A 26256-nucleotide genomic window follows, 5' to 3' on the forward strand; every position below is an offset into this window, starting at 1 on the left:
TTGCACTATCCTACCCACCGATATATGACATTTCAATTTTTTTTCGATTCTTAACTGTTTCTTCCGTCCGTTCTTCTGAATACTTATCCGTACGGTTACTCCAAATTCCATTTACTTTCTTCTTGATATCGTTATCTGATACACCTGATCTGATAAAGTCACGTAAATCATATCCTTCTTCAGCAAATAAGCAAGTATAAAGCTTGCCGTCTGCTGAGATTCTTGCCCGTGTGCAATTTCCACAAAACGTATCAGATACAGATGAAATAATTCCAATTTCTGTATTTGTCCCTTTGTATCGATACCTTGATGCTACTTCTCCTAAATAGTCTCTCTCAACTGCTTCAATTGGTGCAATGGTTGATACTTTTTCAAGGAGTTCTTTTTTCGTCACAACTTGAGAGAAATCCCATCCATTTGTTTGTCCAACATCCATAAATTCAATAAACCGTAATGTGATGTTTTGTTCTTTGCAATACTTAGCTAATTTTACAACTTCGCCTTCATTTACACCTTTTCTCACAACCATGTTAATTTTCACTTCGAGACCTGCTGCTCTAGCAGCTTCTATTCCCTTTAATACAACAGACGATGATACTTTTCTTCCATTCATTTTTTGGAAAATTTCCGTATCTAATGCATCCAAACTAACATTTACACGCATAAGTCCCGCTTCTTTCAATGCAGTTGCCTGTTTTACTAAATGAACTCCATTTGTTGTTAAAGCAATATCTTCTATTCCATCAATTGATGATAACTGTTTTATTAAGTTTGGGACATTTTTCCTTAGCAATGGCTCTCCGCCTGTTAATCGGATTTTCTTCACACCTAATGTTGTAAACTGCCTCACTAACCTTTCGATTTCATCAAATGAAAGCAATTCTTCTTCTCTCATAAACACGTAATCTTCGCCAAAAACTTCTGCAGGCATGCAGTAGGAACAGCGGAAATTACACTTGTCCATTATTGATATACGCAGATCTTGCAATGGTCGCAAGTACTTATCGTTAACTGAATCGATTTCCATGCATATTCCTCCTTTTTTACTCGTCCTTCATCGTACATCGGCGATTATTGGCTCTTCTTTAAAAAGCTGTTACTATTAAGTAAGATATAATTAATCATTCTAACATAAAAAAAGAAGGTGAATGACTAGAATGCATAATATAAATACTACCAAAAGTGTAACTGTTGCTATCTTAACGATTTCTGACACGAGAAACAAAGAAGATGACCGCAGTGGGCAGACGATTGAAACCCTTTTACAATCAAAAAACCATGCGATTCTTGAATACGAAATCGTTATAGATGAGAAATCTATGATTCAGGATAAGATAAAGACATGGTCAGACCAGGTTGACATACAAGCAATTATTTTAAACGGTGGAACTGGTTTCTCTCCACGAGATGTGACATATGAAGCTGTATCTTCTCTATTGGATAAACAAATGGATGGCTTTGGCGAACTGTTTCGAATGCTAAGTTATGAAGAGATTGGTCCTAAAGCTTTATTTAGTAGGGCAGTCGCTGGAAGTATAGGAAATACTGCTATTTATGCATTGCCGGGCTCAACAAACGCTGTTCGACTAGCTATGGAAAAATTAATTTTACCTACTATGCCTCATTTTGCAGAAGAATTAGTAAAGAAATGACGGTAGCAGGAGTTGTATTAGCAGGAGGAAAATCGTCACGTTATGGGAAACCAAAAATGTTTGAGAAATATAATAACATCCCTTTCTATCAACATAGTCTTAATGCCTTACTAAATGCCGGGGTAACATCAACATACATAGTCACCAACGATCTTTTGGCATCACAATTTCTTCAAACAAACACAAAGGTCTTAATCGAGACACTTCCTCATAATGGTCCATTGTATGCAATAACCTTTGCAATGGAATCTATTGGTGATTGTGAGTGGTTTTTCATTCTAGCGGCTGACATACCATTTGTCACCCCATCATTTATCAAATCATTATTGGAACATACTAATAATGAGTCCATTGATGCAGTTATTCCGATCACAGAAAAAAACGAACAACCATTGCTAGCGATTTATCACCGTCGATGCTTACCGTATGCCAACGAACTCCTAGCAAACAACAAAAAAAGTATGCGACCATTATTAAAAGTTGTAAACACAAAATATGTTCACTATTCACGTGACTGTAAAGACTTTACAAATATAAATTATCAAACAGACTGGAAACTTGATAATGGAAATGGAGAAACAGAACTATGAGTGAATTTTCCCACTGGAATGAAAAAGGACGACCCAAAATGGTTGACATTTCACAAAAGGATAGCACAAAACGAACAGCCATTGCGCAAAGTTCGATTCTTTTAAAACAGGAATTATATGATGCGATTCAAAATGCCCAAATTAAAAAAGGAGACCCCCTCCAAGTGGCGCAAATAGCTGGAATCATGGCTGCGAAAAAGACATCTGACATTATTCCTATGTGCCATCCTATTCAAATTACAGGTGTTGATTTCCATTTTGAATACCAAGAAAGAAACAACGGATTTGAGCTCATTATTCAAGCTGAAGTCTCTTGTAAAGGGAATACTGGAGTTGAAATGGAAGCATTAACCGCCGTAACAGCCGCCGCCTTAACATTTTACGATATGTGCAAAGCAGTCGATAAAAGCATGGTCATTAAAGAGACCTTTTTATTAAGAAAAACAGGTGGCAAAAACGGAGATTATGTTGCGCAGAAATAAATGAGGATCTGATGGGTGACTCTTATCTTGTGCATCTCAAACAGCTTCTTCTGTTTGAGTCGTTCCAATTGGACCAGAATCCATTAGTATAACTAACTTACAATATACTTCAAAAAAAATCCCTCTGCCTAAACAGAGGGATTCACCATACACCTTAATATAGGTAGCATCTCAACAAAAGGGACATCTAGTTCGAATAACATAATCACTTCGAAATTAATCTGATAATAAACCTGCTTTCTTTTCTTTTATTTACTCAGCTCTTCTAATCAAGATACGCCCTTCATCTTCATAATCAATTGAACCTTTTTCTTTCATGATTTGTTCAGCATAAATGATTAATGCATTCGCAAGATTTCCAGCTGCAGGTAAAATAACTTCCCCTTCAAAATGATACCCGTCCCCTCCACTCGCAAGATAACTATTCGTAATAACATGATACGTCTCATCTAAATCAATTGCCTTACCATCAACCTCTAACAAACTATCGACATACTGGCCCTTATCATTTGTGAAAATTGTGTAATGCAAGCCTGATGTTTGCAAGTCAATTTGGTTGCCTCGTTTAAATGAAAATTCAATTACATTTTTAATTGCTTGGCCTGTCATTTTAAATTCAACTGAATCATTTTGAAAAGGCTCAACCGTATAAATGTCACCACTCGTTATCTCTCCAGGTTCAATGCTATTACGGATTCCCCCATTATTCGTTAAGGCAATATCAGAGCCTGTCATATGACGCATCGCATCTGTCCAAAAGTTGCCTAGCGGTACATCTCGTTCATTTCGTCCTACACGTGTCAGCCCAGTTTTTGTATTTCCAATCACTTTCTGTAATGTAGTAGCCATCTCGTCAATGTATTGCTCTACCATGGCTTGAATCTCTTCATCTCTTTCTTGCAGTTCCTCCACCGATTGCAATCGTCCATCAATATTCACAATTTTTCGAGATTTACGATCTATATCAATTGTAATGTCACCAATATATAACCCATTTGCTCCTGCTTGGGCAATTGCTGTATGATTGATCGTTTCTGGATTCTCTATTACCGTATGTGAATGCCCCCCGATAATGACGTCAAACAAATTATATTGCTTGGCAATCATACGGTCAGCTTGAATTCCCACATGTGTTAAGCCAATGAACACATCAACCTCGTCTCGTAAAAATGAATATTTCTCAATTGTTTCCTTAAGATCTAGAAATTCTAATCCTTCTATACTTGCCGGTGCCGTTGATGGAGGGGATTGTGTCAAGCCAAGAACACCGACAGTCAGTTCTTCCAATTCGAAAATGACATATGGCTTAGGCTGTTGAATCGGAGTTGTCTTGTCCACTACAATCGTATTTGCACTTAACCAAGGAAAATTTGATAAATCTTTTGCAGCAGCTGTATGCTCCTGCCCATAATCAAAATCGTGATTTCCCATCGTAACTGCATTTAATTCAAGCTTATTTAATAGCTCAATGATAGGAGTCCCCTGCTGAAGATCAACTACAGGGTCACCACTAAACAAGTCTCCAGCATTTAAATGAAGAAAATAATCATTTTTCTTTCTTTCTGTTTCAATATAGGTGGCAATATAGGCAAAGTCACCAATTGATGCATGAATATCATTTAAATGTAGAATTTTTAATGATATCGTCTCATCACGCTGCTCGTTTTTACTCACTTGCTCACTCTCTGATAAAGCTGCGCAACCGAAAAGACCTAATACAAACAAAAGTAAAATTCCGAGTCTCAAACACCTGATACTTGTCCATGTACATTGTATATTCACCGTTAACTTCTCCCTTGGAAACGTTAGATTCTTTGTTTATTTTCACCATTGTTTGTATACATAAAACAAAATAAAATAAATTCGTTGCTTTACTACTATATACTTGAATGAATTTTTAAGGATGTGACTTAAGATATAACAAAGCTGTAAGTCCTTTTTTCGAACATATATATAAAGCCACAAAAACAAAAGAAGCCACCTAAGCTTAAACCCAGGTGCCTTCTCTATTAAGAACTATTGTGTTACATAGTTACGCTTCGTTGCCAAGTACAGGTTACGTCCTAACCTTTCTGAGACTAAGCTTTTTCTTCAAAATTACTTTTGTTCTAAATAACCTTCTAATCTTTCAAGTAGTTTATAAGGACGTACTTTGAATGCTTCATACGGGATGCAATGCCCTTTCATTGCATCCACTCACTGTGACATTCTGTTTTTTTGGGATGGTATTCTCCTGTAGAAGTCAAGAAGTCTTGTCGATTGTCTAAGTAGATTTTGCCTACCTTTAACAACTTCTTTTCTGTTCGCTTGTGCATTTCATCATTTCTAACCCGTTCTTCTATTTAAAAACTCTTCATAGCTAGGGTACTCCCACAAAACTATGATTTCATCTTGAGCTCTGTTACCCAGCGCCCTATTAATTTTGCTCCGTTTTTTAGTTGAACAGGCAACAAATATTCATGAAAAAAAATTATCAAAGGTACTTGCTTTATCTACTAGAACTTTATAAGTTTCTCTTCTATATAACATTTACGCCCTCTCTTCATCAAGAGTACACTGTATTTCTCCTTCATAAACACAAAAAATGCCTAACTGGCGCCATGAACTAACTTTCGATAATCAATACAGCATTTTGTGCATCCATTCCACGAAAATAACATCAACTGCTTATCCGAACAACTAGGACATAGTAGTTGCTCACAATAGGGACATTCCTTCCCGTTACTATATCCTCTTTGTAAATTTCCACAATCAACACAACGTTTTACCGCCATATCTAAATCCTCCTTTAGTCGGGAATCCTCCACTTTAACCGTTCTAAATGATGAGTATTTCTAGATAAATTATATGGACATGAATAATTGATTAGACCGTCTTTAAAAAATATTATAATCCTTATTTTTACAGATGCTTATTTTCATAAAAATTAACCACCCTCCACAACGGACGGTGGTTAAACTACTTTAACGTTTTCTACTTTTCAATAACCACAAAGTACAAATCAACAAATTACATTTTGTAAGCCAAGCTTCTATATTGGCTTAAGGGAATTCGCAAATCAAAAAACGCCCCTCCGAAAAAGGACGTTGTTTATCTGAGGATGTTGCGAAAAATGTTTAGTAAATAAGAAAAATCTACTAATTGAAATATGCGCAATTACCCACTTATCATAAGTCCAATAAACCCAATAAGAACTCCAGCAATTCCACCGATTACTAACGATCTTAGTCGAATAAAGTCAAGCATCATCTGCCTTTCCCCCTCCGCATAAGTGTTAACACTACTATTGCTATATTCCGACTATAGCCTTTATTCAGGTAATTGCAAATGCAAAAACTAGCATTGGATACTCTTACCTGAAAGTTGATATTCCATAAACTTTTATATAATTTCCTTCTGCATTATATCGAAATTCATTTCTCTATCATTACAATCGCAACTTCTCCGCCTCAATCTGACAATACCAACATTCACAATGCAGACACTCTAGTTGTTATCGTGATCATGAGTTCCCTCTTCGGCGTAATCTTGGCAATTATTACAGTTAGCCATCGAATCCCTCCTTATTGCGAATATATGGACAAAGGGTAACGATTAGACCAAATCTACGGAACTTTCATCCGACATAAATGTAATCACCGTGGAAATCACCTCGTACAAATAAATTAAAAGTAAGGCAATATTCGAGATTCGTTATCAATTGAAGCACGAAAGAAGAGATATTTCTAGGAAGACGACTGCAAAGGTCGCTGGAATGAATCTACTAGGAACGTCAGGAGGTGTATATGCCATGACAAATCTATTCGCCTATTACGTAGTTATTAAGTTTAGTCGATGTCCATGCTGCGGAACGACTGATATTGTTCGTAATCGCCGTAATACCTTGTTGCACTGCTCCTCTCATCTGTAGAGCATCTACAACCGTTCCAAAATTTCATACAAATGACTTTTTTTACTTCTTTAATTGCAGGAACAAACCGAACCGAGTATGTTATTTGCAAGATGCCTCTTATAATAAATTATTGTTCCTACATTCGTTAGGCTTGTGCTTCCTGCCAAAAACGTCTAAGATTATCCATTCCAACCTTACAAGCTTCACGGCATTCTTCCATACCTTCAAATTCCAATGTAATAAACCCATCATATCCTGAGTCTTTAATGAGCTTTATAATTTTTCGAATTTCTATATCACCGTGTCCCACAATTGCTCCCCTTAGAAAGTTTCCATTTGATGTTTCAAACCATTTTCCAGCACCTGGATGGGCATCATATGGCCGGAAGTAGAAATCTTTGAAGTGGACTAGTGATGCATATGGAAGATTTTTCTTAACCCCAATGATAGGATCCTCATCTACACACATAAAGTTTCCAATATCTAGTGTAGTTTTAAAGTTAGGTCTATCAACAGCATTTAGGACCCGTTGAACTCGGTCGCTATGCTGGACTGCCATACCGTGATTCTCAATCGTTGTAGTAATCCCAAATTGCGCCGCATAATCAGCGATCCGACGGCTTCCTTCAATAATCTGCGGTAAACTATTTTCAAAGTAATCGATTGTTCTTTTTTCTGGAGGTAGTGTAAAAGCTGTTACATCATGTCTCATGTGTTTTATATCCATTCTGGCTAATAAATCAACATGTTGTTTTACCCGTTCTACTTCTTCCTCGAATTTTTCCTCAGAGTACTGAACAAAGTTAGCAGGCATAGAGTAGTTGGATAATTCTATTCCTACTTCCTTTGCTTTATCACAAACAGCGTCTGCTAATCTCAAATTGTCAACTAGACTAAATCCATATGGAACAATCTCCATATGTTCTCCTCCATTGTCCCCAATCCACTGTACAACGTCTAACACATCCATTTCACCTGCTTTGATTGCATCCAATAAACTATACGTACTTATTCCTAGTTTCATTTTTTCCCCCTATTAAATAATAGTTTTTTACCTTAGATGTGCAGTAACACATCGAATACCCAACGAATCAATTGAAATCGTCGCCTTTTAGTCAATAAAAAGAATATCTAAAATCCTTGAGGCAGCTATTTTCCATTCTCCATCCTCTTTTTTGAATGTGTGAGAGTTCCATGTTATATGATTTCTAAATGCTTCATCTCCATCTGTGAAAATCACTCTTGCCATTTGTTCAGCTTCAAGGACAATCGTATCTTCCTTTTCTTTTACTAACTCTGTATTTACCAATTCATAACTAATATCAAAGTCTTGAAAAAAATGTTCTGCTTCTTGACTTGTATCATCTCTAGAACTCTCCACTAAAGTATTGAGATAGCCTTCTAAATCTTTTGCTTCAAGGTATTTTAAGTTATCCTCTAATACTTGCTTTACTTCTTGAAAGGCCTGTTCATTATTTATTTCTATTTCGCCTGAACATCCCGCTAAAATGCTAAAGATTAAACCTATTAATACTATTTTCAATTGGAATATCATTGGTCTTCCCTACCTTCGAAATTGGACTTTCCTTAACGAACGTATTTGTCAAGCTTAGTACAAATTCACTAAACATAGAATTTGCCCATGAAAACCAAGGCCTTGTAAATTGCATAGGATCATCAACATTAAATCCTTCATGCATCAAATTAGTCTTGGCATCAGTATTTTTAAATAGACGAAGAATCTCTTGTTTCTCTTCTAGCGTAACCGCAGTCAACCCTTGGACAGCTAGTGAAATGTGCCAAATAAACCGTTCAGGTGTATGAGGGCTGCCAATCCCTTTTGCTATTTTTCCTTCATAATAAAATGGATTTTCATTACTCAAAATAAACTTTCTCGTATTCTGGTAAATAGAATCATCGACAGCACAGTAGCCGAGATAAGGTATTGATAACAAACTAGGTACATTAGCATCATCCATTAAATTGTGATTACCCAAACCATCAGTTTCATAGGCATAAACCGTCCCATATTCCGGATGTTCTACCGTTCCATATTTTTGAATCCCTTGATCTATTTCCTTCGCTAAAACCAATGCTTCCTTAGCAAGCTTAGAATCCTGAATTACTTGTTCAAAAACTTCCACCACATACTCTAGAACTACAACTGCAAACATATTTGACGGAATTAAATAACCATACTGGCAAGCATCATCACTCGGTCTGAAGCCGCTCCAAGTCATTCCTGTGTATCTAACAGGCGCACCTTTGCCACCATGGGATAACGTATCTTGAGCTGGACAATTCTCTCTCTCAAAATGATAATTTGACCGCTCAGCATGATATTGTTCCCTTTTCCATGTACGGATGATCTTATTTACTGCTTCAATAAAAGTGTTATTAAACTGGGAAGTCCTCCCCGTCGCTTTCCAAAATAAATAAGCCAACTGGATGGGATAGCACAGAGAGTCAATTTCATATTTGCGTTCCCATATCAGATCAGTCATTTCAGTCTTATCTTCGTGGTATCGATTTCCATTTGCTTCTTCATTAAAGGCGTTAGCGTATGGGTCATGATTTAAAAAAAGGAATTGTTTTTGAATAACCCCTTGAATCAGATCAGCTATAGCTTCATCTTGTTCAGCCAGTAGCAAATAAGGTCTAACCTGTGCAGCAGAATCTCTTAACCACATTGCTGGTATATCACCGGTAATTACAAATGTTGTACCATCCTCTTTGTGCCGGATAGTTGTTTCATAAGTATTTGAAAAGCAATTCTCAAACATCGTTTGAACTTTTTCATCATTCGCAAAAGAGGTTTTCACTTCATCAATTAAGGATTTCATTGATACAGGTATTTTATTTTGCATATTTCCAACGTCCTTTTCTATTAATCTCATAATTTTACAGTCTTTAATGTGACATACAAGTTAGATTACTAGTGGATTCATAAGTTAAAAACGAGTAATTAGGCGAACGATCCTCAGCATGTAAACTAGTTTGTTTCGTTGACCATGGTATTTGTTATTGATAGGCATCTTTGTATGCATCAAGCTCATGTTTTCCACCTTGATGCGGAACTATTCGATAGGAAACCGTATGTTCCCCAAGACATTGTGCTTCCGGAGTTGGAAAGTACCCCCAATCACCTAGCTCACCAAAACCTTTTCAGTTTTTCTTTCTGCTCTGGACAAACTTGTAAATAACCATCTAAAATGATCGTTTGCCCATCAAGGTGAAAACTTTTGAAATTTGTGTTTGTTTCTAAGGTTTCTAAAAAGGTATGTTAGTTGGGACCAAATTTATTCGCGATGAGTTTGGGAAAGAGAGTGAGTATTTATGGCTTCCTGATGTATTTGGATAAAGTTGCGCATTACCGCAAATCTTGAAGAAGTCTGGCTTTAAAACTTTCATGATAAAAAAATTAGCTGGAGTCAAGTAGTTGTAATAGTGGTTTGTATTTCACTGCCATCAATGCCTCTTCACATAAATGTATCATGCGGCATGCGGTTGAAATTGACGTACAAGTGACTCACTGAAGGGATATTACAATCTGCCTCTAACCACATTCCACCTCACTTCCCAGACCATTCATCTGGTACCGTCACTTTGATGACAGCCAGGCATATAAATCTCGTCCTTGCCATCGATCTCAGATGCTTACAGTTCTGCTATCATCGTTATGTTTAGGTGGATGAGTACCAATGTCGGCACCTTTATCTATAATAAAGCTCCAACCGGATAATTGAATTCTGTCACGGTATCGGAAGTTTGATAGTTCCCGAATTCTGCTTTGATTTTTTCCTCTACTAGGAACAAAATACTTCACCTCAAATTTTTACTTTGTATTATGAAACGATGGCTCGCAATAGACCTTTTCAGGTTAATACGAGCCATCTATTTTTCTATATTTTAAGAATGTATTTACTAAGCCTTATTAATTCGACGCCCAACGATCATATGCGTCTTGATGAATTTGAACGTATTCTTCCACATTCATCCGTTCAATTGTGCTCACATAATCATCCCATTTAGATAGCGGTTCTACACCAGTAATAAATCTTGCTTCCATTTGCTCCACATATGAACGTAAATCAACCTCGATAGTGTTTACACTATCTTGCTCCTCATCAGTAAGATATACAAGTGGAAATGGTGTTTCTGCATAAGGGTCAACTTTAGCTTGAGTTTCTGCTTCGATGAATAAATCAAATTCAGATCTTGGAGCTCCATCAACTAAATCTACTAACATTGGTACTGGAATACCGTAAGCAGGAGTTAATGTACCACGGTAATCTTCACTACTAGGATACTCGGAAGGAACTTCTAAGAATATACGCTCTCCGCCTTCCCCTTCTTCCCAAAGATATCCTTCAGGTCCTTGGTCAAAGAAGTCTCTACCTTCTTTAGAATAGAGATAATCAACCCATCTCATTGACGCATCCGGATGTTCATTGTTGCTTGTTATAGAGAAAGAACCTCTACTAATTCCAGGGTTACCTGGTAGTACTATTTCTGGTGAAATAGGACTAGTTAATGGATGGAACATTGGATTGTTAAGGGCTTCCTCTTCCGTCTGACCAGTAGTAAAGAAAGAGAACCAATCTGGGAATAACCCTAGTCTGTTTTCCTGACCTTTAGCCTTCTTCTGTTCATCTGATTGTGAGAATGTTTCTGGATCCAACAATCCTTCTGCATAGAGTTTATTCATATACGTTAAATATTCTTTATAGTTTTCCGACATTGGAGCATACCTTACTGTTCCATCAACATCTTCAATTCCCCATGCTTTCATACCGAATGCAGCTAAGAACCAAGTACGGCTACTATTCATTTGAACATCAATTAAAGGAATTGTGTCATCTTCACCAGTACCATTCGGATCTTCCGTCTTAAAACGCACTAATAGATCATATAATTCATCAGTCGTCTTAGGAACTTCCTCCACACCTAAAGCATCAAGCCATGCACCATTGTACCAAAGCGGTCCTGCAGGCCAAGCAGATGTTGGGTGCTGGTTAATTACTGGTAAGGAATATATATGGCCGTCAATTGTTGTAATAGACCTTTGAATTTCTGGGTTTTCATCCATTAGTGCTTGAAAATTAGGTGCATATTCAGCAATTAGATCTTCAAGTGGGATTAATACACCTTGCTGACCATAGTCTACTTCCATACCTGGTGTTAAGTTACCAGTACCTGCTGCAAAAATAATGTCAGCTACATCTCCACTTGCAAACACTAAGTTTAATCTCGTTTGGAAATCACTTATTGGAGGGGTAATATAATCAAACTGAATATTTGTCATTTCAGAATACTGCTGCAAGGTAGGCATATCTTTCCATTCTGCCATCCCAGTACCTGGTGCCATCAGTGACAATGTTATTTCTTCATCTACAATTGGATATCCTTCTTTGTTTACTACTCCGGCCTCTTCAGATGATGGTTCATTAGATTGTTCACTATCCCCTTCGTTTACTTCACTGCCTGTATCATTTGAATTACAAGCAACTAGAATAGAAAATAACAAAATAGCAGATAACATTAACATGAGCCTCTTTTTCATTTTCAAACTCCTCTCACTTTTAATAGAATATAGATTAATTAACTACAACTTTATTGCACCACCTCCCTTACAGAGATTTGATCTTACCCTTTCAATGATCCAATCATAACCCCTTTTACAAAGTAGCGCTGTAAGAATGGGTAAGCGATTATAATTGGCAATGAAGAAACGATCATCACACCATACTTAATAATTGCTGACAGTTGCTGTTGACTATGAAGAAATTGTGCCATTTCTCCTGTCATATTCATATTGTTTGAAGACATTTCCTGTAATACAAGAATCTCTCTTAAAACTAACTGCAGTGGATATAAGCTACGGTCTGATAAATAAATCATCGCATTGAAGTAGCCATTCCAGTGTCCCACTCCATAGAATAGAGCCATAACAGCAATAATTGGCGCAGACAAAGGTAATATAATTTTCACAAACAGTTTAAAGTTAGAAGCTCCATCAATGATCGCAGCTTCCTCTAGTCCTCTTGGTATGGTGGACTGGAAGAATACACGTGCAATAATGATATTCCATAATGCAGCAGCGTTTGGCAATACCATTGCCCAAATTGTATCAATCATTCCTAAGTTTCTTACAACTAAGTATGTGGGAATCAATCCACCGTCAATGAACATTGTAATGACAAACATAATCATAAAAAAGGAACGTCCATAGAAATCTCTACGTGCTAACGCATATGCAGCTGGAATTGTAACGGCCAAGTTTATTAATGTACCAAATGCGGTGTAAAAAATGGTCATCATATACCCACGCCATATGGAATCATTATTGAAAATAACTCGGTACCCTTCAAATGTAATATCTTTTGGAAATAACCACATTTGTCCTGAATTTACAGCCGTTGGATTGCTAATAGAAGCACTCATTATATAAATTAGCGGGTAAAGTACAATAAGCAACGCACAAGTAAGACACATGTACACAAAAACTTTAAAAACCTTATCTATTCTACTTTCATTAATATGATTTAAATCCATATCTGCACCTCCCTTACCATAAGCTTGTTTCACTTGTCTTTCTAGCTAAATAGTTTACAGTGATCAGTAATATAGCATTGATTACAGCATTGAATAATCCTACGGCTGCAGCAAAACTATATTGAGCCTCTAATAAACCAGCTTGATAAACAAATGTTGCAATAACATTAGATGATTCGAGGTTTAATGGGTTTTGTAACAATAGTATTTTCTCAAAACCCATTGCCATTATTGTGCCTAGGTTTAAGATTAGTAAAATAATCATTGTAGGGACAATTGCCGGTATATTAATATGCCGTATCCGTTGAAAGCGAGTAGCTCCATCTACAACTGCTGCTTCATGTTGTTGTGGATCAACAGATGATAGTGCAGCTAGATAAATAATCGTCCCCCACCCAGTACTTTGCCATACTCCAGATAATACATAGACTGTTTTAAACCACTTCGGATCACTCATAAATGCAATCGGTTCAAACCCTAAAAATTGAATTAAATGGTTAATGATACCAGTTGTTGGTGATAAAAAGGCAATAATCATCCCCGATATAACAACTACTGAAATGAAATGAGGTGCATAAGTAACTGTTTGAACAGTTCTTTTATATATTCCATCTTTTGCTTCATTTAATAATAATGCTAATATGATAGGTAATGGAAAACCTACTATTAATTCATAGATACTAATTCCTAATGTATTTTGTATTAAGTCCCAAAAATAATAAGAATTAAAAAACCTTTCAAAGTGCTTAAAACCAACCCATTCGCTCCCTAGAAAACCTAATGTAGGAACGTAATCTTTAAATGCAATCTGGATCCCGTACATTGGAACATATTTAAAAATAAAGAAATATAGAAATGCTGGTAAGATTAATACATACAGTTGCCAATTTTGAAGAATTTTTCTGTTTTTCCTTTTTTTCAGTTCCGGTTTTACTGAGCTATTTATTTTCCCTTTTTGTAAAGATGTTCCCGAACTCATTCATTCCCCTCCCTTTAAAAAAATTCAATATCATGTAACTGCTTACATGATAGACTTTTCAGAAAATAACGACAATATGTTGTTTTTATTCATTATTGTCCTACTCAATAATAGTTCATTAATCTTCTTATAGGTTAAAGGTTTCTGCATTACCAACTATGTAAAACTTTTTTTATATGTAATACTTTACATTGCAATAAACTCTTGTTTTAAATGGCTTTTTACTGTAATTCACTTGTAAAATTCAACCTAAAAAGGAGTGAATTGTAGTTGACAATTCACTCCTTTCTTAACTATTTAAGTCTCGATACCGCCCTGGTGTAACCCCAACTTCATTCTTGAACTTTCTAGTAAAGTTAGCTACATCCTTATATCCTACATCAACAACAATTTCTTTTATAGGTTTATCTGTTGTTTTAAGTTGTCTTTTCACTTCCTCCATACGGAGCTGTTGTACATATTGTTTAAAATTAACACCTGACTGGTCTTTAATGAAACGGCTAATATATGAAACAGAGAGCTGGAACTCTATAGCAATTTTTTCTAACGATAATTCAAACAAATGGTAATTCGCTTTAATATACTTCATAATATCGTTCCTAAGTTTTATGTTATGACTTTCCTTATTGTTGTCTACTTTTTTACAAGTTTCTACGACTAATAAGTTGAGGTGTTTATGCAACTGCTCAATTCTGTCAAAGTCAACCATTTTTCTAAAAGTATCTCCCGGTGTAGTTAAACCCAATTCTGAAATTGTCTTTACAACTGTATTTATTATATCGAAACATACTGCTTTCAAAACATGAATCGAGAGATCACTAGAAGCTAGATTTTCAAATAATTGCAACAAAGTCTCTTCTGCAACATCTTTATCCCCTTGTTTAATACTTTGTACAAGTTTCATTTGCTCTTCTTTTGGATACCCTAAAGAATGTTCTACCTCTGTACTTATCTCTTTAAAATGAATAATACTTCCTTTTGGATAATAATATTTATATTCTAACGTAGCTAATGCTTCTATATATGATCTATTAATTCTACTCTTATTAGAGTATACTTCCCCAACTCCAATAATTGGTTCTAAATCTGTTTCATTTTGGATAAATTGTTGGATTTTCTGAATCACTTGATTCTGTTGCTTGTTTACATCTACTACTATTTTATCCATCGTAACAACTAGCACGACTGCGTCACTATAAAGTAAATCTATTCCTTGGGCTGAAACCGACTCTAATGAAATATCACTTAATAAATTGAATATGTTGTCTCTTTCTCCGATAGTCTCTTCACTGAAACTGCCATTTTCAAAATATACAATTACAACAAAGTAATTGCCGTCCTTCATTTCTATATTCAATAGCTTTGCTAATGAATTAATCTCGCCTTCATCCTTATAATCACCTTTTAACATTTTTGTCATAAATTGATCTTTGGCAAATGGATGTTGTTTATCAATGGTTTTATTCATAACTTCTTGATCTTCAAAAACTGTACTAATAGTTTTTCTAATTCTATCTAGTTCATTTTCTCCATCTACTTTAATGTATTCTTTTTTACTAACAGAGTTAACTAAATTGAGAATAGGCTTGTACTGATTTTTCCCAAAGACAATTGATAATACGAATCCTATTATTAACATAACTAATAACAGTAAAACGATTAATATGTTCGTATCACTAAGCCGTTCAAAAAATTGATTCGCATCCATTAAGGTAATAAAGGTCCAACCTGTTATCTGTGATCTTACCGTCACAAGAGAATAGTCCTTCCCGTTAACTTCAATACTTTCTACACCAAATTCTCCTTCATCCCAAGAGCTTAAATTCAAGCTTTCACTAGTAACTGTAAAGTCATTAACAGAGGATGCAATAATCTGATCATTCTCATTTAATACATAAGCATTTCCTTTGAAATCACCTAAAATAGTATTCATAAAGTCAGTTATACTAGACTCCCTAATGAAGAATAATACTGTACCATAAGGTCTTGTATTATTGCGAGAAATAGGATAAAAATACGCAATAATACTTTCTTCATCATTTCCATTCCCTACTATCTCATCCACCGGTTTCGTAAAAGGTAAATTAGTCTTCAAATCTTTTAAAAACACTTCCTGATCCCAGTCTTCAAAACTATATTTGTTCTGCATTAAAGTATTGACTGTATAAGAACCAGATGATGAGTATAAGTTCTCTTGCTGATGATAATAAATAAATACTTCTTCAATAATTGAGCTATTTGCTTTATACTTTTTTAGTTCTTCAATCCCTTCCCTGCTGTAATACCCGTGGCTTATCTTGGATGGCGTTAATCTGGGATCAAAGGAAATTCGTGCCGCTAATGTCTCTAGCTCTTTCATTCTTTCAATTGTAATGTTTTCAACTTGTTCTAATTTATTTATATTTGACTGTTCAATTTCATCTCGTAAACTAGATACTGAGCTCATATAAATTACCGTGCTCATAATAAGAAAAGGTACTAAAAAAACAAATAGATATGAAAAAATATATCTATACAATAATTTGGATTTCAGCCAACTAAGCAACCTCTTCTCACTCCTTTACTAGCAATAACCGACTAAATAAGCTGAGCAATGTCACTTTCGTATTACTTATTTATTCTATTACCTTCTGGTGAAATCTCTAGTTGTTCGTTAGATAATTTATCCTTTTTTTCTTCAGCACCTAAACAGGCTCTGTAACTAAACCATACAAGTGGATAAAAAATAAGAGAAGTCCCCATAAATAAAAAAAGAATCGGCAGGACGTTAAATAAAAATGAAAGTAAAAAAAGACTAATAATCATCGCAATTGTTTCAAATGGACGAGCAATTGCAATTAAAAAGGATTGTATAAAATAATAGAAAAATTTAAGTTCATACCGGGCAAAAATAGTAAAAAAGTAAAGGAAAGTTATTAAATATAAAAATGAAATAATTAATAAAAAAGCATGAAAATAAAAAGATTGAATGAACTGTTGTGATATTTGATAATCTCCGTATAAAAACAGTCCAAACCCAATCAATATAGCCCCTAGCCCATTCGATTTCATAAATTGTTTCTTATATACAGAATAAAAATTTTTGAATATTGGTATATTCAAGTCTTCATCAAACCACTTATGTATAACGGAAACCAATGCAGCAGTTGCCGGCGAAATACCAAATACTACCAGTCCTACTAACGTAAATGCAATCCAAAGAAAATGAAGATACATGATTTTGGCCAACCAATTTCCTAGATCATACAGCCATTTAAAAATACCATTTAAATTTACCATTTCCTCCTCCTTCACTAACAAGCACAGTACTAGATTTTTCTTTAAGCGTTTTTTAGATAATTTAATTTTTTTCAAACACGCTTCCTATCCCGAGTTGACTGCCTATATTTTTGGTAACGCTTTCATTAAGAATATAAAAATAGTATACCATAAACTGACAAAAAAATTTCTTTTTCTCTGATTCTATTTAGTCTTATCCGTCCACCAATTTATTTCAAAAAAAAATGCTGTTTTCGCATATATTGTTGTTTTTATAGATTAGGTGAAAGAGCCGCGTTCGTTCCATTGCGCTCCAGCCACTCGCACCCGCAAGGAGGTGCCGAGCCTCCTCGGCTATACGCCTGTGGGGTCTCGCCCCTACCTCTATATCCCGCAGGAGTCGAGTGACTTCCGCTCCATTTCACTAAGAGGAATAGCATATTCCGAAGCAACAACCTTTACGAAAACAGCAAAAAAACAGAACGCTCATCCCATTCCCGTCTTGATATACTCAATAGATTTCGGATCTATGGGTCTCTTAAAATCGTTGCCAATCCTTGCACCTGAGCCAACGTGGTATTCTGTCGCACGAATCTTCTCATGAATTAATTGGAAGGTTGAAGGATTTATCCCGGACCCTGGCATAACGATCGGACCATTTCCCTCCTTCTCCTCATCTAGCAACTTTTTAATTACTGTTAACCCATTCATAGCTTGTTGGCTCCCCCCAGATGTTAATACTCTTTTTATTTGAGAATATTTACATAGCTTCTTATAAATTTCTAATGGGTTAACGGCAGCATCAATTGCACGATGGAAAGTAATTGGCAAGGGATATGCTCTTTTATTCACCTCATCAACTAACTCTTCATCTAAGTCTTTAAATTGATCAAGAGCTCCAAAGACGATACCTAAACATCCTTCTTCTTTACTAGCAGTAATAGTCCTAAAGATTTCTTTGCTATCCTTTTCATTATAGAAAAAGCTCTTTGCATGAGGTCTAACCATGACAAAAACAGGAATAGAAACAGCAGAGCACACTTGTGTTATTGTCGATATATCGGGAGTTAATCCTCCGTACTCGATTGCGGAAACTAATTCTAGGCGATCTGCACCAGCTTGCTCTGCTATAATGGCATCGTCTTTATTTTGTACAATCACTTCAAGCATTTTCTTTAGTCTCCTTTATAACAATCTAGTATGATTCGAAGGCCGCTGAAAAAGGTACGTTTTTCACCTTTTCCAGTGGCCTTTAAGCAATGAGCGGAAACGTTGCTACTTCCTCGAATCTGCTAAAAAGAACTTTTTCAGTGGTCTTATTATTCGTCCTCTATTAGTAATTGCGTTTCAAGAGTTTCTTCGGAATTCTTTCCTGCAAATAACTTTACATTGCCAGGTTCAATAACAAATTCCATGTTATTATTCCAAATCGATAGATCATCTTTCTTCAAGGATAATGATACCGACTTACTCTCATTCGGATCTAACCACACTTTCGCAAACCCTTTTAACTCTTTTACTCTTCTTGTTACAGATGCTTCTAGATCTTTAATGTATAGCTGTATCACTTCTGCTCCTGCAATATCACCAACATTTTTCACATCAATAGAAACTTCAACATGGCCATCATTTTGAAGAAATGAACGGTTAATTTTAGACTTTGAAAGTCTAAAGTTAGTATACTCAAAAGTTGTATAGCTAAGCCCAAAGCCAAAAGGATATAATGGATCTGCTGGTGTATCTATATAGTGGATTTTTCTCCCTTGATCTTTGTAATTATAATAAACAGGAAGTTGTGAACTTGATCTTGGCAAAGAAACAGAAAGTTTTCCACTTGGATTAACATCTCCAAACAATATTTCTGCAATTGCCCTACCACCTTCTTGACCAGGATACCACCCACATAAAATGGCTTCACAGAAATCAGCTATTCCTGTTAGTGCATGCGGCCTACCTTGAATTAGAACAGCTACTATTTTGGTCCCCGTAGCTGAGATTTCTTTAACTAGCTCTTCTTGCATGCCTCCTAAAGATAAATCAGCAAGGTCAACACCTTCTCCACAATCCATATCACTTGGATTGTCCGTTACAATCGCTGCACCATTATTATCGAAGGAAATATCAAAGTTTCTCATACTGCTTCCACCAATTGCAACAATAGCAACATCGGCCATCTTTGCTGCTTGTATTGCCTCGTTAAAGCCCTCTCTAGAATTACCTCTCACACTACAGCCTTTTGCATACGTTACTTCAGAATGACTTAACTGGCAAATGCCATCAAGGATCGTTGTTCCTCTGCTCTCTCTTTGTATTGCAGTATAATCTCCTAATTGATTATAAATTTCATCTGCATTAGGGCCAATTACAGCCATTTTCTTTAATTCTTTTGATAGTGGCAGGATATTAGATTGATTTTTTAGCAATACTACAGATTCTCTTGCAACTTGAAGGTTTTTTTGTTGAAAAGTAACGTTTCCAACCACCTTGCCAGGTAATTCTTCATCTGTAAAAGGGTTGTCAAACAAGCCTAACGAAAATTTGAGTCTCAGGATTCTTTTTACCGCCCTGTCAATATACGATTCACTAGTAATCCCTTCTCTTACAGCATCTTCTAATCTTGTAAAGGAAGTATCCCATAAACTTAAGTCTACTCCCGCTTCTAGTGCCATCGCAGCAGCTCGTTCATAGCTTCCAGCTTGCATGAGCAGGCGGTCAACTGCAACACCATCTGCCATTACAACTCCTTCAAATCCCCATTCATCACGTAATATATCTGATAATAATTTAGAATTTGCATGGCAAGGTATTCCGTCAATCTCATTATAAGCAGCCATACATCCAAGAGCCCCAGCATTTACTCCCGCTCTCATTCCAAGCAAATGTATTTCACGCAATTCCCGTTCACCGATATTTGCAGGAGCAGCATTCCTTCCTCCTTCTCCCGCTCCCTGTGCACAAAAATGCTTTAATATAGCAGCAACTTTATTGTGCAGGTTTTCCGGTGACTTTCCTTGCAATCCATAAACAACAGATTCCGTCATTTTTGCAGCTAAATAAGGATCTTCACTGAAGCACTCTTCAGATCTTCCCCATCTAGGCTCCCGTAAAATATCTAATGTTGAAATTAGCCCCAGGTGTGCACCTCGCGAACGGATTTCTTCAGCGACAAGGCCATACACTTCTTCCATTAACTTAGGGTTCCAAGTAGATCCGACTCCTATATTAGTTGGAATCATCGTTCCATCTAATGCTTGATGACCATGCGGGCATTCCTCGGAAAATAAGAGCGGTATACCCAATCTTGTATTAGTTATGATGTATCGCTGAATCTCATTTGTTACTACTGCACTATCTTTGGTTGGAATTCCATTTTCATATGTAACCGCAGACCATGGATCTGAGCGGAACAGACCATAGAGAGCCCCCATACCATCACCAAAAGCTACTTGTTCCTTAAACTCGTCTGTCAATTCAATACCCTTATCTGTTTTTTTATAGGCATTCCAACCGTGCATTTTTTGATTTAATTGACCAACCTTTTCCTTTAGTGTCATTTGAGATAATAAATCTTCTACTCTTTCGTCAATAGATAACGATTTATCTTTATAGTTCATTTCCAACACTCATTTCTACAAATGGTAAATTAAATTTCAACTCATATTAGGTAATAGGAAAAACTACTTTTTACTTATTATTCGTATTGTTTTCACTTCAAAAGGTTTAAAAACTGTAGTAAGCGTATTATTTTTTATTGGTAAAACCACCGCTTCTTCTTCTAATAAATTTGTTTCCTCGACGGTGTCTACAGGAATGTGGAAGGAGATGTTTACTTCTTCTTTACTGCCGCTAGATTCATAGAACCTTAGGATCAGACCTTTTCCATCCTCCGACGGTTTACATGTATCTAAAACAACATGATCTGATGTAACTTCTATAAAGCTTTGTTTGCTATTTAAACTGCCACTATGTTCATTTGTTATATAAGCTAATACAGGATTATTTAACTCATACCCTTGTTTTACTACTCCTCCATCAACCCAGTTCCCAATGTGTGGATACAGAGAATAAGTAAAAGTATGGGACCCCTGATCTGCATTTGGGTCTGGCCACTTAGGAGCTCGTAATAATGACAACCTAAGAACATTCCCTTTTACGTCATATCCATATTTACAATCATTTAACAAGCTAACACCGTATTTCCCTTCAGATAAATCAGCAAAACGATGACCACAAACCTCAAATTGTGCTCTTTCCCACGTTGTATTGGAATGGTTTGCCCTCTCAATGGCACCGAAAGGTATTTCATATGTTGCTTTATTAGTTATGACATCTACCGGAAATGCCACCTTCAGAAGTTTATGATCTTCTTTCCATTCCACGTTCGTTTTAAAGTCAATTCTTTGGGAATGATGATAGAAGAATATATCTTGTTTAATAGATGAATTAGACAGTTTCCATTCAAAACGTATAATGTCCTTTATAGCGCCTTTATCAACCACTTGAACAGAAATAAGCTTTGGATTATCTGCCGGTTGGTCCTCAAATTGTGGATCTATATCCCAAGCATCCCAATAGGTAGGCTTATCATGAAATAATTGAAATTGATTAGCTATCTCCCCCTCTTTTATCACTTCCCGATTTGCCTTTTTATCATAAAGCCCGCAAATTTCTCCAGCTGAGTTCCATTTAATTTTATAGTTTTCCGTTTCCCAGCTTTCATTAAATATTGGAGAAGAAGGTTGACCAGTAGCCTGTTGAGGTTTTAGCCAAATTGTACAGTAGCCTAATTTAGGGATATCTGGAATAAATACAGCAAGTTCAATTTGGTTATCCTCTAATTGACGAATATCACTCTTTAATAATCGGCCATTCTCATCAAATGCATTTAATTCTAACAGTTCATTACCGCCAACGATGTTTACTGTTTCTGACCTTACCCATGAAAGGCTATTAAAAATAAGTACGGGTATTCCATCACCGGTTGTATCAATTTGGTTTGCTAACGATTCGATCGCGTGATTTTTTACATTCTCTCCAATACTGAAAATTTCCTTATAATCTTCATTTGATTTTTCATATACTTCAGGTATTGAAGTACCTGGGATAATATCATGGAATTGGTTTAATAGGAGTTTCTTCCATCCATCTTGAAGATTTGTTGTCAAATTTTCATCATTAGATAAACTTCCCCAAACCTCTGCTTCTCTATATAGTATTTCAGCTTTACGGTTCATCCTTTTATTATGTGCATGTGTTGTGTAGGTACCACGGTGTAATTCAAGATATAAATCACCATTCCACGTAGGAAGTTTAGGATTTGCTTTCTTGATCCCATCAAAAAAATCATGTGCCGTACTAAAGACAGCTGAAGGTAAACCAGGAAGGCTTTGAGATCTTTTTACATATTCAATCATTTCTCTCGTCACGCCTCCCCCTCCATCACCGTGACCATAGAGAAGCATTTGTTCAGGATATTCTGTCTTCTGTTTATAACTATCCCAATGTTCCTTTATTTCTTTCGGATGAGTGTATTCATTAACACCATGGTTTAAATAGGATAATATACTTGTACCATCTATTCCTACCCAGTTAAAAAGATCATACGGAAACTGATTTGTATCATTCCAGTTCATCTTTGTAGTCATAAAGTATTCCATTCCTGCTTTTTTCAGCAATTGTGGTAAAGAAGCACAATATCCGAAAGTATCTGGTAACCATTCAATTCGTGGTTTCACGTTGAATTCATCTTTATAAAATTGCATTCCGTATAAAAGTTGCCGTACTAAAGATTCCCCTGATGGAATATTTAAATCTGGTTCTACCCACATCCCTCCAACAACTTCCCACCGTCCAGACGAAATGTGCTCTTTCACCCTTTCATAAATATCTGGGTAATATTCTTTAATAAACGCATAAGCTTGAGGTTGACTTTGTGCGTATCCAAATTCACTATACTCATCTAATAATGTACTCATTGTTGAAAAAGTACGGCTGCACTTTCTAACTGCTTCTTTTAATGGCCATAGCCATGCTAAATCTATATGTGATTGACCAACCATATGGATTTTCCCTTGTGAGTATCCCTCTGTACCCTTTAACTTGTCTATTAAAGTATCTTCAATGGATCTCACCCATAAATCATCTTGCAACTTTATAGGATTTTCATTGTATACAATTTTGCTAATTTCAGTTAATGAACGAACAATTTTAGATTTTTCTAAATCTCCGTCAGGAAGCAGCCTAGCTGTTTCAAAATACACCTTAAAAGTATAGAGTAAACGTTCTACTGCAGCATTAGTGCGGACTAGTTGACTTTGGAGAATCTCAAGAGGTTTAGGTGCATATTCTGCAGGCTCATTTTGAAAGTTTAACCGGTCTAATGATTGGGCTGCTGGATTAAAAAGTTCAATTTTAACATCGTAATTAAGCTCATTTACTTTGTCTGCTGGTAAGGTGACAAAACTACGATTTCTGTCAATGCCGTGATAAGGCTTACCATTGATTGAAACAAGAGCTTCATGATTGGTGTTTATCCCTGGTTTTCCTACTTTAAATTCGAGACCCACTGGATCTGTACTCCATTCTTGCGGTATCACTATCTTATTTTCTAAGAAAATTGTAGTGCCAGAATTAATCAGGAAATCACCTACATTTATTGTTTGCGTTTCTTCGTCATAATCATATTTAACTGGTTCCGTATACTGCGCGCGTACTGCCTTCCAATTATTTAATGGAATATAGTCTAAATTTACATGTGCACTTAAGTAATTTATAAAACGTTGAATTCTTTGCAACATAATCACTCCAAATTAAATTAGTTCCCTGCTACTTCCTGGCAGTACATAAAAAGTCTCATTTATTAAGAAGCTTAATCAAACAATGCGAAACAAATGTGATACGGGTGCTTTTTCTTTTAATTCCGTTTCAGGTAACGTTACCACGAAGCCTTCACTTTGGTTCATATATGTTAATTTGGCATTACTTGAAACAAGTTCAACTTTAGTAAAGTCATCTGTATAAGGGATAAAAATTTCTTTATTTATTGCGGCTTCTTCATCTTTGTATAAATAAAAGCAATAAACTGTATCACCCTTTTTTGTAAAAGCAACGCTTTCGTTTTCTAGATAATATGGATCTAATACTCTGGTTCCGTAAATTCCCTCACCATATTTTTCTAACCATTCTCCGAGCTCCTTCATTCGTTGAACAGCTGTTCTTGGCAAACGGCCATCTGGCTGAGGGGCTACATTTAAAGCTAGATTCCCTCCTTTAGCTACAACCTCAATTAATAAATGTATTATTTTTCTTGTCGATTTATATTCATCCTCGTACCTAAAGGAAAAAGCTGTTCCCATCGTAATGCAGCTTTCCCAAGGAGCATGTATAGGATCCTTAGGAATTGTTTGCTCAGGTGTAATAATATTTTCATAGGGTCCGCCAATCAAGCGATCCGCAGATAACAACCACGGTTGCTTTTCACGAGCCTTCTCTACCACTTCTCCAAGTCGTATATCCTGATTATTTCTTGCAGAAACCCAACCTGCATCAAGCCATAAAACATCAATCTTACCGTAATTTGTAAATAACTCTAATATTTGATTATGCGTAAATTTCACGAATTCATCCCATAGTTTCGGATGCTCTGACGGGTTATAGGAAGGACCTCTCCACATATGACGCCCACGCTCCATATCCGGCGCCCAATAAAATGGAGAATGCCAGTCAGCTTTTGAAAAATAGGCGGAGATTCCTAAACCTTGATCACGGAAGGCATTAAATAAATTTTTACATATATCCGCATTTTTGTTATTGTGAAATGGGCATTCTTCCCCTGTAACTTTATAATCTGTCTCACCTGTATCCCACATACTAAATCCATCGTGATGCTTTGTTGTAAAGACTAAATATTTAAAACCACTATCTTTAGCAAGCTTTGCCCACTCTTTAGGTTGGAATCGAACAGGATTAAATGTTTTATTTAAATCGAAATACTGCTTTTTAAACTCCTCCATATCTTCAATCCAGTCAATATCATCCCTCGACCAGTCCCCGTCTTCATCACTCAATGCCCAAGATTCCACTAATCCGAGTTGAGAGTATGGTCCCCAGTGCATCATTAATCCTAGTTTTTGATCTTTAAACCACTCAATCTGTTCATTAAGTATTGGTTTATCTGGTTTTACCCACTTTTTTTCACTGCTAAAATTATGAACGCCTTTTTCAACTTCATTTAGATTTGTATCAACCATCACATATCTCCCTTTTTTATTTTTCATTTATTCTGAAAATAAGTGGTATTCTGTCTATCTAGAATTTACATATACCGGGCTCAACTTCATATAAAATAGGTACCATGGAAAATGCAGCCTCATCACCAATTACAGAAACATTAGTACACATGATACTCAAAGCCTCTGGACTAGCGCTCATTACATCTGCACCATTTGCACCCTGAATATGTGCATCAATGCCCGGTATTGCTAATAAACCTAACCCACCAATAATTTAGCCAATTTTTAGATAATTCCCTTTAAAAAATCACCTATGTATTCAATTTGCTGTCCCGTTAATACAATTGATCTTTTTGTTTTTTATTTTCTTTATATATTTCTAATATGTATAACTTGACTATGCAATTTGCTCAGCCCCTACACCATTATTGGACCTTACAAAAAGGTTATCATATAGATGTTCAGTCGTCTATACATTTAGATGTCTATTTACATATTTTCACAAGAATGATAAAATAACGAAAATGAATATATCAAATCGGGAAGCACTGGGACGGTTCTAGTGCTTCTTCTGTTAACGATGTATTTTGCAAGAAACAAAGTTCCTCTCCCCAATA

18 protein-coding genes and 1 pseudogene are annotated in these 26256 nt (G+C 36.0%); 4 read left to right on the forward strand and 15 right to left on the reverse strand.

Translation table 11 applies throughout. The annotated features are described in order from the left end of the window. Positions 1-10: 10 nt before the first annotated feature. Positions 11-1027, reverse strand: coding sequence for a GTP 3',8-cyclase MoaA (gene moaA, locus SLH51_RS12105; protein WP_335961525.1), 1017 nt, complete (start codon positions 1025-1027; stop codon positions 11-13). A gap of 130 nt (positions 1028-1157) precedes the next feature. On the opposite strand from moaA, the gene SLH51_RS12110 reads away from it, so the two are divergent. The 3 genes from SLH51_RS12110 to moaC are packed head-to-tail and all read left to right on the forward strand — an operon-like array spanning position 1158 to position 2724. Continuing rightward, entirely contained in the window at positions 1158-1652 is a 495-nt protein-coding gene (locus SLH51_RS12110; RefSeq protein WP_335961526.1) for a MogA/MoaB family molybdenum cofactor biosynthesis protein, read from the forward strand. Next, positions 1649-2242 carry a molybdenum cofactor guanylyltransferase gene (gene mobA / locus SLH51_RS12115; protein ID WP_335961527.1) on the forward strand — a complete coding sequence of 198 codons (594 nt, stop codon included), beginning with the start codon at positions 1649-1651 and terminating at the stop codon, positions 2240-2242. The genes SLH51_RS12110 and mobA overlap by 4 nt, the downstream gene beginning before the upstream one ends. Then, positions 2239-2724, forward strand: a complete 486-nt coding sequence (gene moaC / locus SLH51_RS12120) for a cyclic pyranopterin monophosphate synthase MoaC (protein WP_335961528.1) — start codon at positions 2239-2241, stop codon at positions 2722-2724. Before mobA ends, moaC begins: the two co-directional genes overlap by 4 nt. A gap of 252 nt (positions 2725-2976) precedes the next feature. Here the strand turns inward: moaC and SLH51_RS12125 are convergent, their stop codons facing one another. From SLH51_RS12125 to SLH51_RS12145, 5 genes are all read right to left on the reverse strand, one after another. Further along, positions 2977-4506, reverse strand: coding sequence for a bifunctional metallophosphatase/5'-nucleotidase (locus SLH51_RS12125; protein WP_335961529.1), 1530 nt, complete (start codon positions 4504-4506; stop codon positions 2977-2979). Between the two features lie 806 nt (positions 4507-5312). Continuing rightward, complete coding sequence (locus SLH51_RS12130) at positions 5313-5498, reverse strand: hypothetical protein (protein ID WP_335961530.1); 186 nt, start codon at positions 5496-5498, stop codon at positions 5313-5315. A gap of 1263 nt (positions 5499-6761) precedes the next feature. After that, positions 6762-7640 carry a sugar phosphate isomerase/epimerase family protein gene (locus tag SLH51_RS12135; protein ID WP_335961531.1) on the reverse strand — a complete coding sequence of 293 codons (879 nt, stop codon included), beginning with the start codon at positions 7638-7640 and terminating at the stop codon, positions 6762-6764. Between the two features lie 87 nt (positions 7641-7727). Continuing rightward, positions 7728-8171 (reverse strand): hypothetical protein, encoded by a 444-nt coding sequence (locus SLH51_RS12140; protein ID WP_335961532.1) that lies wholly within the window; start codon positions 8169-8171, stop codon positions 7728-7730. Beyond that, on the reverse strand, positions 8128-9483 hold the full coding sequence (locus tag SLH51_RS12145) for a glycoside hydrolase family 125 protein (protein ID WP_335961533.1): 1356 nt from the start codon (positions 9481-9483) through the stop codon (positions 8128-8130). Before SLH51_RS12145 ends, SLH51_RS12140 begins: the two co-directional genes overlap by 44 nt. A gap of 413 nt (positions 9484-9896) precedes the next feature. On the opposite strand from SLH51_RS12145, the pseudogene SLH51_RS24465 reads away from it, so the two are divergent. After that, positions 9897-10043, forward strand: a pseudogene (locus SLH51_RS24465) (glycoside hydrolase family 38 N-terminal domain-containing protein); the annotation flags it as partial. A 507-nt stretch (positions 10044-10550) separates the two neighbouring features. Here SLH51_RS24465 and SLH51_RS12155 read toward each other — a convergent pair. From SLH51_RS12155 to SLH51_RS12195, 9 genes are all read right to left on the reverse strand, one after another. Continuing rightward, positions 10551-12179 carry an extracellular solute-binding protein gene (locus SLH51_RS12155; protein WP_335961534.1) on the reverse strand — a complete coding sequence of 543 codons (1629 nt, stop codon included), beginning with the start codon at positions 12177-12179 and terminating at the stop codon, positions 10551-10553. Positions 12180-12262: 83 nt separating this feature from the next. Further along, positions 12263-13171 (reverse strand): carbohydrate ABC transporter permease, encoded by a 909-nt coding sequence (locus SLH51_RS12160; RefSeq protein WP_335961535.1) that lies wholly within the window; start codon positions 13169-13171, stop codon positions 12263-12265. A gap of 13 nt (positions 13172-13184) precedes the next feature. Next, positions 13185-14150 (reverse strand): ABC transporter permease, encoded by a 966-nt coding sequence (locus tag SLH51_RS12165; RefSeq protein ID WP_335961536.1) that lies wholly within the window; start codon positions 14148-14150, stop codon positions 13185-13187. A gap of 289 nt (positions 14151-14439) precedes the next feature. Then, on the reverse strand, positions 14440-16596 hold the full coding sequence (locus SLH51_RS12170) for a helix-turn-helix domain-containing protein (RefSeq protein WP_335961537.1): 2157 nt from the start codon (positions 16594-16596) through the stop codon (positions 14440-14442). Between the two features lie 161 nt (positions 16597-16757). After that, on the reverse strand, positions 16758-17429 hold the full coding sequence (locus SLH51_RS12175; RefSeq protein ID WP_335961538.1) for a YesL family protein: 672 nt from the start codon (positions 17427-17429) through the stop codon (positions 16758-16760). 465 nt (positions 17430-17894) lie between these two features. Next, positions 17895-18578 carry a copper homeostasis protein CutC gene (locus tag SLH51_RS12180; protein WP_335961539.1) on the reverse strand — a complete coding sequence of 228 codons (684 nt, stop codon included), beginning with the start codon at positions 18576-18578 and terminating at the stop codon, positions 17895-17897. Positions 18579-18727: 149 nt separating this feature from the next. Next, positions 18728-21022, reverse strand: coding sequence for a glycoside hydrolase family 3 N-terminal domain-containing protein (locus SLH51_RS12185; RefSeq protein ID WP_335961540.1), 2295 nt, complete (start codon positions 21020-21022; stop codon positions 18728-18730). Positions 21023-21085: 63 nt separating this feature from the next. Beyond that, positions 21086-24202 (reverse strand): alpha-mannosidase, encoded by a 3117-nt coding sequence (locus tag SLH51_RS12190; RefSeq protein ID WP_390183816.1) that lies wholly within the window; start codon positions 24200-24202, stop codon positions 21086-21088. A gap of 78 nt (positions 24203-24280) precedes the next feature. Then, positions 24281-25657: an alpha-L-fucosidase gene (locus tag SLH51_RS12195; protein WP_335961542.1), complete on the reverse strand. Its 1377-nt coding sequence runs from the start codon at positions 25655-25657 to the stop codon at positions 24281-24283. Positions 25658-26256 lie beyond the last annotated feature (599 nt).

Origin of the sequence: Halalkalibacter kiskunsagensis, from assembly GCF_037027555.1 — a bacterium.
GTDB lineage: Bacteria > Bacillota > Bacilli > Bacillales > Bacillaceae_D > Halalkalibacter > Halalkalibacter kiskunsagensis.

Coding starts and splice junctions, on each gene's coding strand:
- moaA (WP_335961525.1), bottom strand. CDS start 1,027: ATGGAAATCGATTCAGTTAACGATAAGTACTTGCGACCATTGCAAGAT.
- SLH51_RS12145 (WP_335961533.1), bottom strand. CDS start 9,483: ATGCAAAATAAAATACCTGTATCAATGAAATCCTTAATTGATGAAGTG.
- SLH51_RS12195 (WP_335961542.1), bottom strand. CDS start 25,657: ATGGTTGATACAAATCTAAATGAAGTTGAAAAAGGCGTTCATAATTTT.
- SLH51_RS12175 (WP_335961538.1), bottom strand. CDS start 17,429: ATGGTAAATTTAAATGGTATTTTTAAATGGCTGTATGATCTAGGAAAT.
- SLH51_RS12165 (WP_335961536.1), bottom strand. CDS start 14,150: ATGAGTTCGGGAACATCTTTACAAAAAGGGAAAATAAATAGCTCAGTA.
- SLH51_RS12135 (WP_335961531.1), bottom strand. CDS start 7,640: ATGAAACTAGGAATAAGTACGTATAGTTTATTGGATGCAATCAAAGCA.
- mobA (WP_335961527.1), top strand. CDS start 1,649: ATGACGGTAGCAGGAGTTGTATTAGCAGGAGGAAAATCGTCACGTTAT.
- moaC (WP_335961528.1), top strand. CDS start 2,239: ATGAGTGAATTTTCCCACTGGAATGAAAAAGGACGACCCAAAATGGTT.
- SLH51_RS12170 (WP_335961537.1), bottom strand. CDS start 16,596: ATGAGCTCAGTATCTAGTTTACGAGATGAAATTGAACAGTCAAATATA.
- SLH51_RS12185 (WP_335961540.1), bottom strand. CDS start 21,022: ATGAACTATAAAGATAAATCGTTATCTATTGACGAAAGAGTAGAAGAT.
- SLH51_RS12155 (WP_335961534.1), bottom strand. CDS start 12,179: ATGAAAAAGAGGCTCATGTTAATGTTATCTGCTATTTTGTTATTTTCT.
- SLH51_RS12140 (WP_335961532.1), bottom strand. CDS start 8,171: ATGATATTCCAATTGAAAATAGTATTAATAGGTTTAATCTTTAGCATT.
- SLH51_RS12130 (WP_335961530.1), bottom strand. CDS start 5,498: ATGGCGGTAAAACGTTGTGTTGATTGTGGAAATTTACAAAGAGGATAT.
- SLH51_RS12180 (WP_335961539.1), bottom strand. CDS start 18,578: ATGCTTGAAGTGATTGTACAAAATAAAGACGATGCCATTATAGCAGAG.
- SLH51_RS12160 (WP_335961535.1), bottom strand. CDS start 13,171: ATGGATTTAAATCATATTAATGAAAGTAGAATAGATAAGGTTTTTAAA.
- SLH51_RS12110 (WP_335961526.1), top strand. CDS start 1,158: ATGCATAATATAAATACTACCAAAAGTGTAACTGTTGCTATCTTAACG.